The organism is Flavobacterium bizetiae, assembly GCF_902804475.1.
Classification (GTDB): domain Bacteria; phylum Bacteroidota; class Bacteroidia; order Flavobacteriales; family Flavobacteriaceae; genus Flavobacterium; species Flavobacterium bizetiae.
Genome location: NZ_CADCSU010000207.1, coordinates 1 through 7,026, shown reverse-complemented (window position 1 = coordinate 7,026; position 7,026 = coordinate 1). Strand labels below are relative to the sequence as shown.

8 protein-coding genes are annotated in these 7,026 nt (G+C 30.7%); 4 read left to right on the top strand and 4 right to left on the bottom strand.

Going from position 1 to position 7,026, the window contains the following annotated elements:
* Positions 1 to 84 precede the first annotated feature (84 nt).
* From FLACOL7796_RS23825 to FLACOL7796_RS23810, 4 genes are all read left to right on the top strand, one after another.
* The gene (locus FLACOL7796_RS23825; RefSeq protein WP_173973255.1) at positions 85 to 591 is read left to right on the top strand and encodes a hypothetical protein; all 507 of its coding nucleotides are present in this window, start codon (positions 85 to 87) and stop codon (positions 589 to 591) included.
* Positions 592 to 786: 195 nt separating this feature from the next.
* Positions 787 to 1,368: a hypothetical protein gene (locus tag FLACOL7796_RS23820; RefSeq protein ID WP_173973254.1), complete on the top strand. Its 582-nt coding sequence runs from the start codon at positions 787 to 789 to the stop codon at positions 1,366 to 1,368.
* 85 nt (positions 1,369 to 1,453) lie between these two features.
* Positions 1,454 to 2,239: a hypothetical protein gene (locus FLACOL7796_RS23815; protein WP_173973253.1), complete on the top strand. Its 786-nt coding sequence runs from the start codon at positions 1,454 to 1,456 to the stop codon at positions 2,237 to 2,239.
* A 76-nt stretch (positions 2,240 to 2,315) separates the two neighbouring features.
* Positions 2,316 to 2,981, top strand: a complete 666-nt coding sequence (locus FLACOL7796_RS23810; RefSeq protein WP_173973252.1) for a M15 family metallopeptidase — start codon at positions 2,316 to 2,318, stop codon at positions 2,979 to 2,981.
* Here FLACOL7796_RS23810 and FLACOL7796_RS23805 read toward each other — a convergent pair whose 3' ends face one another.
* From FLACOL7796_RS23805 to FLACOL7796_RS23790, 4 genes are all read right to left on the bottom strand, one after another.
* Positions 2,982 to 3,548 (bottom strand): hypothetical protein, encoded by a 567-nt coding sequence (locus FLACOL7796_RS23805; protein ID WP_173973251.1) that lies wholly within the window; start codon positions 3,546 to 3,548, stop codon positions 2,982 to 2,984.
* Complete coding sequence (locus tag FLACOL7796_RS23800; RefSeq protein ID WP_173973250.1) at positions 3,545 to 4,732, bottom strand: THUMP-like domain-containing protein; 1,188 nt, start codon at positions 4,730 to 4,732, stop codon at positions 3,545 to 3,547. Before FLACOL7796_RS23800 ends, FLACOL7796_RS23805 begins: the two co-directional genes overlap by 4 nt.
* A gap of 2 nt (positions 4,733 to 4,734) precedes the next feature.
* Complete coding sequence (locus FLACOL7796_RS23795; RefSeq protein WP_173973249.1) at positions 4,735 to 5,826, bottom strand: AI-2E family transporter; 1,092 nt, start codon at positions 5,824 to 5,826, stop codon at positions 4,735 to 4,737.
* A gap of 113 nt (positions 5,827 to 5,939) precedes the next feature.
* Entirely contained in the window at positions 5,940 to 6,896 is a 957-nt protein-coding gene (locus FLACOL7796_RS23790) for a zinc metalloprotease (protein WP_173973248.1), read from the bottom strand.
* Between the last annotated feature and the right edge of the window lie 130 nt (positions 6,897 to 7,026).

Sequence of the window (7,026 nt, the reverse complement as noted above, 5' to 3'; positions counted from 1 at the left end):
TACCATGAGAATATACTAAGAATTGAAATTTAAAATAACTTTAATTCTATCATATTTTCTGGATTACATAATACAAATTTTCAAATGCATCTAAACATTAAAAAGACTAAAGAAAATAATAAACTAACAACTGGAGACTGGATTAAATTAGCAGGCTTTTTTGTAATTTACTTTTTCTTTTTAAAATCAAAAGATAGTATTATAAATTATCCTTATTGGCTCTTATTAGCTGTCTTTGCAATTGTTTTAATTATCTCAGCAATTTTTCAATCTCGAAAAATACGGGAAGATTATACTAAGATCGAAAAAAGAGATAAACTTTTATTATTAGGAATAAATACAGTTAAAATTGCGGTTATTGCTTATTTTGTTTCAGGAATACTTTTAATTCCATTTAATTATTACACTATTTACAATTCGAAGAAAAATAATTTAAGTGTCGAGAATTGTGAAATAACAGGTTTGTCTACCTATTCTAAAAACAGATCTATATTTTATAAGTTTAAAGGAAAGACTAATGTTATAAATGGTTTTAAGCCAATAATGGAGAGTATTAAGACAATGGTAAATTCGAAAACTATTACTTTGTAGTTGAAGTAAGAAAGAGTATTTGTAATACTTATGTACTTGAAAAGTGGAGTATTAAAGAAAAATAGCCTTTGAGTTTTTACAATTATGTACAACTAAAGATCAAATCTTAAAAATAGAAAATCAAAACCTCTTAAATAGCGAGGTTTTTTTATAGATTTACGAATTCAGATACCTGATAATGAAAGTGTATTAAATATGATAAATAACTTTAAAATATCAGACAAAGAACTTCTGACAACAAGAAATATTATTTTCAGGGATTATGGTATTCCTGAGCTCGAAAAAAATGGATATATAAAATCTCCATTCAAAACTTCTTGGTTTGGACAATACGATCCTAATATTCGCGGATACTCGTATGAATTATGCAAGATTACAGATAAAAATCAGCTTCATTTTATTAATGCTACTATTTTTAAAGAGGATAAACGGATAAAAATAGACTTGAATATTTTTGAACTTCATCAAGAATTAAATTCAATTTTAGCCTTGAAAGATTGTGACGGAATAAATTTTCATCTTCCGCCTAATGATTCAACTACTATGCAATTAAGAAGTGATGATTATAAAGGTCCGCCTTTATTTTATATGCTTTTTTTACCTGAGTATAAAATAGGAAGATATAAAACTCAAAGTAGTTTTGATAAACAAGTAAATAAACTAAGTGATTTGGTCAAAAAAGACATGACAAATATTCATTTCTTTGTCAAAAGATGGCATGAATTACATCGGCCAAACCTTACAGACAATGAAGGGAATATTGTAAGGAAACTTTAAAACAAAAATTAAATAATATCCCTTATAAGAATCCGTTAATGATATGTCGTAATATGATTCTTATTTTTGTAGTAAATTATAAAAAATGACTTTAAAACCAAATTCCCTTTTTATACTACTTCTTTTAGTTTTTGTAAATTCTATTAGGGCTCAAACTAAGCCTTTGATAATACAGCGTTATTATCCAAAAGATTCGATAAAATATAGTAAAGAAGTTGATGCCGATTTTAATTACGAGAGTAAATTATACGGAAAAACAACCATGATTATTCATTGCGAAAGTTCATATGGTGATTTTGAATTTGTGTTTAAAAAGAAAATAAACAAACTCAGCCGTATGATCGATTACAAAGATGGAGCTGTGGGCGAAGTTTATAACTTTAAAACAAAAAAATGGGTTCATGAAGAAGAATCGTGGAAACATAGTGATATGAAAGGCAAACCCCAAGATACTATAATTTTTAGCGAACATAATTTATATGCCTTTGTTTTACTATACGATCACGGAGGATTTATAGAAAAAGCGAAGTTTCAGGATTTTGGAAATGTAATATATTGGCCTGAATTTGATTATCAAAAATGCACTATTAGCGATGAGGATAAAGATGGTAAACCCGAATTTTACTTGTCGTATATGGGAGACAGCGATGGACTTGATGCAAAGCCATTCAAACAAATTATTTATACAATTCCTGAAAAATCAAAAGGTCAAAACTTAACAAAATCAAAAGCTACCGCTTATTATCCTTCCGGAAATGAAGATGACGTTTATAGAATTGAGTACGATGAAAATTGGAAACAATTACCTAAAGCTGTTAAACTCAAAAGCCAGAAAATAATTAAAGATCATAGTTTAAAATATAAAGACTAGTAAAACATTGCAGGAAACCACTTTGTTGCTCAATGTTTTTTATCTTTATATTTACATGATACAAGACATCTTTACAATGAAAATATACTCATCATCACAATTTCGATTTTTATTCTTCTTCAGTATTATTTTGTTTGCCACTACTACAAAAGCGCAAAATGAAGCCTATTCAACAGTTTATAATAATGAAATTGCCGATACTACTTTTGTGAACTTAAAAGATTACAGTAAAGATTTTATTTACGACATGAAATATGCGACCGAAGATAATTTTCTAAAAGCAAAAGTTTATGATTGTGCCGAATGTGTATTGCGTTATAAGACCGTTAAAGCTCTTGTAGCTGCCAATAAAGAATTTATGAAGAATGGATGCAAAATAAAAATATACGATTGCTACAGACCTTTATCCATACAAAAAAAGATGTGGGAAATTGTATCCAATCCAGAGTACGTTGCAGATCCAAAAAAAGGCTCCATCCACAATAGAGGAGGAGCCGTAGATATTTCGTTGGTAAATGCAGATGGAGTAGAACTCGAAATGGGTACCAATTTTGATTTTTTCGGAATTCAGGCCAGTCATAACTATAAAAAATTCCCGGTTTCAGTACTGGCCAATAGAAAATATCTTAAAACTGTAATGATAAAAAATGGCTTTAATTCCTTTGATTCAGAATGGTGGCATTATAATTTAAAAACGGGTCTAAAAGATAAAGTTTCGAACCAAACCTGGAAATGCGATTAATTATTCAACACATCTCATATTTTCCATGAAATAGGTATTCGGTTTGTATACCTTACCATTCAGTTCTGATGTTAATTCTCTCTTTACGATATAATCTTCCGTAACCGTTAAGTATTTAATACGCATTATAGAGATTGGAGATTTTTTTAGTTCTTCATAATTATCTTTCATAAACATGAAAATACCCGTGTTTAAACGATTGTCAAAACCTTTATCATCACGAATAAGAGTTCCGCAATTCTCTCTGTCGATATGAATTAGCGTTACAATTTTTCCGTTTTCTAATTGCAAAAAGATTTTTGAATTCTTATCAAAGCAATTTGCTTTTATAAAATCCTTGCTTTTCTGAATATATTGCAAGTTCAATGTAGGTAAACCATCTGTTTGCGCTAAAGCAAAGAAAATATAATCAAATGTTCCGCCAAAATATTTTTCGCTCATCAGGTAATCATTCGTTACTTTATAGCTGCCAATAGAGTCGTTTACATTTGTGCTATATTCACATGGTTTTTGGGCGAATGCAGTAAGCGTTAATAAAAAAAAGGTTAGGGTAATTAGTTGTTTCATTTTTTAGTTATTTTTCTGCAAATTAAAACTATTTTGTTATCATTTTTATCAGTTGTAAAAAAACAATACAAATTTCCACCATTTTTTATTTTCCATTTTTTTCGAATGTTTTCTACCGTGTCCGGAAAATTTCGTGTGGTGATATTGGCCTGCTGATTGGCCAGCTCGATTTTCATCTCATTTTTACTATATCCAATCACTTTTTCGATCTCAAAAGTTCGTCCCGGAAAATCGATTAATCGGTCTGATGTATATAAATGGGAGTGTTTATGCAGTTTGTAGATATCAAAAATACTGCTTACTTCATCAAATCCACCTGATTTCATAATAGCCGAATTGGGTTCGTAAACGTATTTTTGAGGTAAATGATAGTTCGCAAAAACGCTATCGTCACCCAAAGCAAATTCAAAAGTCTCAATTTTATCCTTTAAAATATTAGCTGTTTTTAAAGTAATTTCGCCTTTATATTCATTGTGAATTTCAAAAAGCAATTCTTTTACTTCGTTTTCAAGCGCAATAATATGAATATTTTTAACGAATTTTAATTCAGATAAACCTGCTGAAATATCCAGCAATGGCGCCGTTTTTATTAAAATCGCATTACTTTTTTCAAAATAAAAATCTAAAGATTCCGGCACATTCGGCAAACAATCTTTTAGCATAAACACTTTGCCTTTTGCATCGTTTCTGCGGGAAGGATCAATATAAATCCAATCCCATTTTTGATTCAGATCGTTTAAAACATTTGTAGAATCATTAGCATAAAAAGTACAATTTGTTACCTCAAGCTGTTCAAAATTATGCTTTACAATTGCCGATAAATCTTCGTTGATCTCGCAATGCACAATGTTTTTAAAATTCTTAGAAAAATAATAATCATCCACACCAAAACCGCCGGTAAGATCAATTAAGCTTTCGCCCGAAATTAGCGAAGCTTTATAAGCAGCCGTTTTTTCAGATGAGGTTTGCTCAACAGAAACCTTACTTGGGTAAATGATATTTTTGGTATTAAACCAGGTAGGTAATTTTTCTTTTGCTTTAGATTTTGCTTCAATTTGATTTAAAACCAAAATCCAGTCAATATCAGGAAACGGATTTTTCTGAAGCGCTAATTTTGTAATTGAGGCACCACTATTTTGAGTTATAAATTCTTGAATATTTTTGTCTAAAATAGAAGTGTTCAATGCTAAATTCTTTCGGTTAATACAGATACAATTTTGTTATCAGGAAAAAATTCTTTCAAAATTACCTTTACCATTGTAAAAACCGGAATAGCAATAATCATCCCGACAATTCCAAAAGTAATTCCGCTAATTATAGTAATCAGGAATATCTCCAGCGGGTGCGAATTTACACTTTTTGATGAAATTATAGGCTGACTAATATTATTATCGATCGCCTGAACCAATAAAAATCCTATAAGTACATAGATTGTTCTTGGCAAAATTTCGGTCTGAAAATCACTTCCAATCATACTAATCATCGTTAAAATTCCGGCCAGAGTTGTTCCTATTATAGGACCTATATAAGGAATGATGTTCAAAATAGCACATAAAAAAGCAATTACAAAAGCATTTTTATTTCCAAAAATCATTAAAACAATCAAATACAAAATAAATACAACCGTTAATTGTAATAATAATCCAATAACATAACGTGTTAAAAAGTGGTTGATTTTTGTAATAGAGTTGATGATTTTATCTTCATTATTATCCGGAAGAATTTTACGCGCACTTTCTTTAAATGAATCCTGATCTTTAAGAAAGAAAAAAGTAATGAAGAAAACAGAAACCAATCCCATTCCCATATCGGCTAAAAAGCCTAATATTGAATTAAGAAAAACGGTAAAATAGCTAAAATCAATAAGCGAAGTAATTTTAGAATCTTTTAAAACCTTATTTAAATCAACATGCTGAATATTAAAATACGCTTCTATACTACGTTCAGTTTCCATAAACTGTCGCTGCAAACTTTGCGTATCCAGCAAAGAAAGATTATTTGCCTGAGAAATAATTAAGGGCACAAATAAAAAGATAAAACCAACTATTGCTAAAATAAATAGTACTAAAGCTATCGTGGCAGCCAGTGAATTGCTAAACTTTAATTTATTTTTTAAAAATTGTATTAACGGATTGGCAAGTAAACACAATAGTAAGGAAATACACAAATAAACAATTACAGTTTGTATCGTGTACAGAAAATATAAAGCGACAGTTATAATTAATATAGTAGCTAAAGCTCTTAAGATTCCGTTAGATATAATTTTTGATGTGATCATGTTTCGATTTTAGATTATAAATATAGGAAAAAGCTTTTAAAATTAAGGGATAAACAAAAAAAAGCGGGATGATTTCATCCCGCTTTTCGCTTCACTATTTTAACCTGTTTTTTTTAGATTCCAAAAGCAGCTCTAGGACCACCTGTAGCAAATATTGCAGAGATTCTGTTTTTTTGCCCTTGCGAGAACATATACATTGCATTATCATCAACATAATCCATGTAGTTCATTGTCATCTCTACTGGAGTTCCGGTACAAGTACTATAGTGTGGGTAAGCAGGCACACCATAATTAGCCGTATTGTGAGTAGGAGTATCAGTTACTAAATCGCTTCCGCAATTTGCATCTCCCCAAATATGGCGTAAATTCATCCAGTGCCCCACTTCGTGAGTAGCAGTTCTTCCTAAATTATAAGGAGCGCTGGCAGACCCGGCCAATCCAAGATATTTAGAATCAATTACAACCCCGTCAGTAGCCGATGCACCTCCTGGAAATTGAGCATAACCTAAAATTCCGCCACCAATTGTGCAAGACCATAAATTAAGTTTTGTTGTTGGCGAAGTTGGCGCTAAACCACCTTGCGCCACTTTTTTCACGGCATCATTTGTTCCCCATGAAGTTTTTGTAGTAGATTTTCTAATGATCTGATCTAAAACAAATGTAATACCTACATTCGCTTTTACGCCAGAAAATAAAGCAGGAACACTGTTGTAATCTGAATTTAAAGCATTAAAATCTTTGTTTAAAACATCGATTTGCGATTGAATTCTGGCATCAGAAATGTTTTCTGCAGCAGTTCGGTATAAAACGTTTACTACAACAGGAATTTCAATTTTACCATTTACAAGACGACCTGTAAGTAGGTTTTTGCTCGTAAAAGCTTCGATTTCATTCATTCTGATCGCTAATGTAGGATCAGCTTCTAGCTGAGCATCGAAAACTTCCTGAGTTGCACAGGTACGGCGCGCGCTGGCATCAGCATTAGCATTTACATCTGATGATTCTGCCTGATCATTTTGACAAGAAAACAGCAATAGGGCTGCCACCGCGGAAATAAGAACTTTTTTCATAATAATTTGGGTTTTTGTTATAAAAAATTACAAATGGTTGTTTGTTCCGCAATTTTATAACAAAAATATATTGTAGCAAAAAATTTACAATAATATTTTTGTCAGAAATTTACAAACCCTTATATAGTCT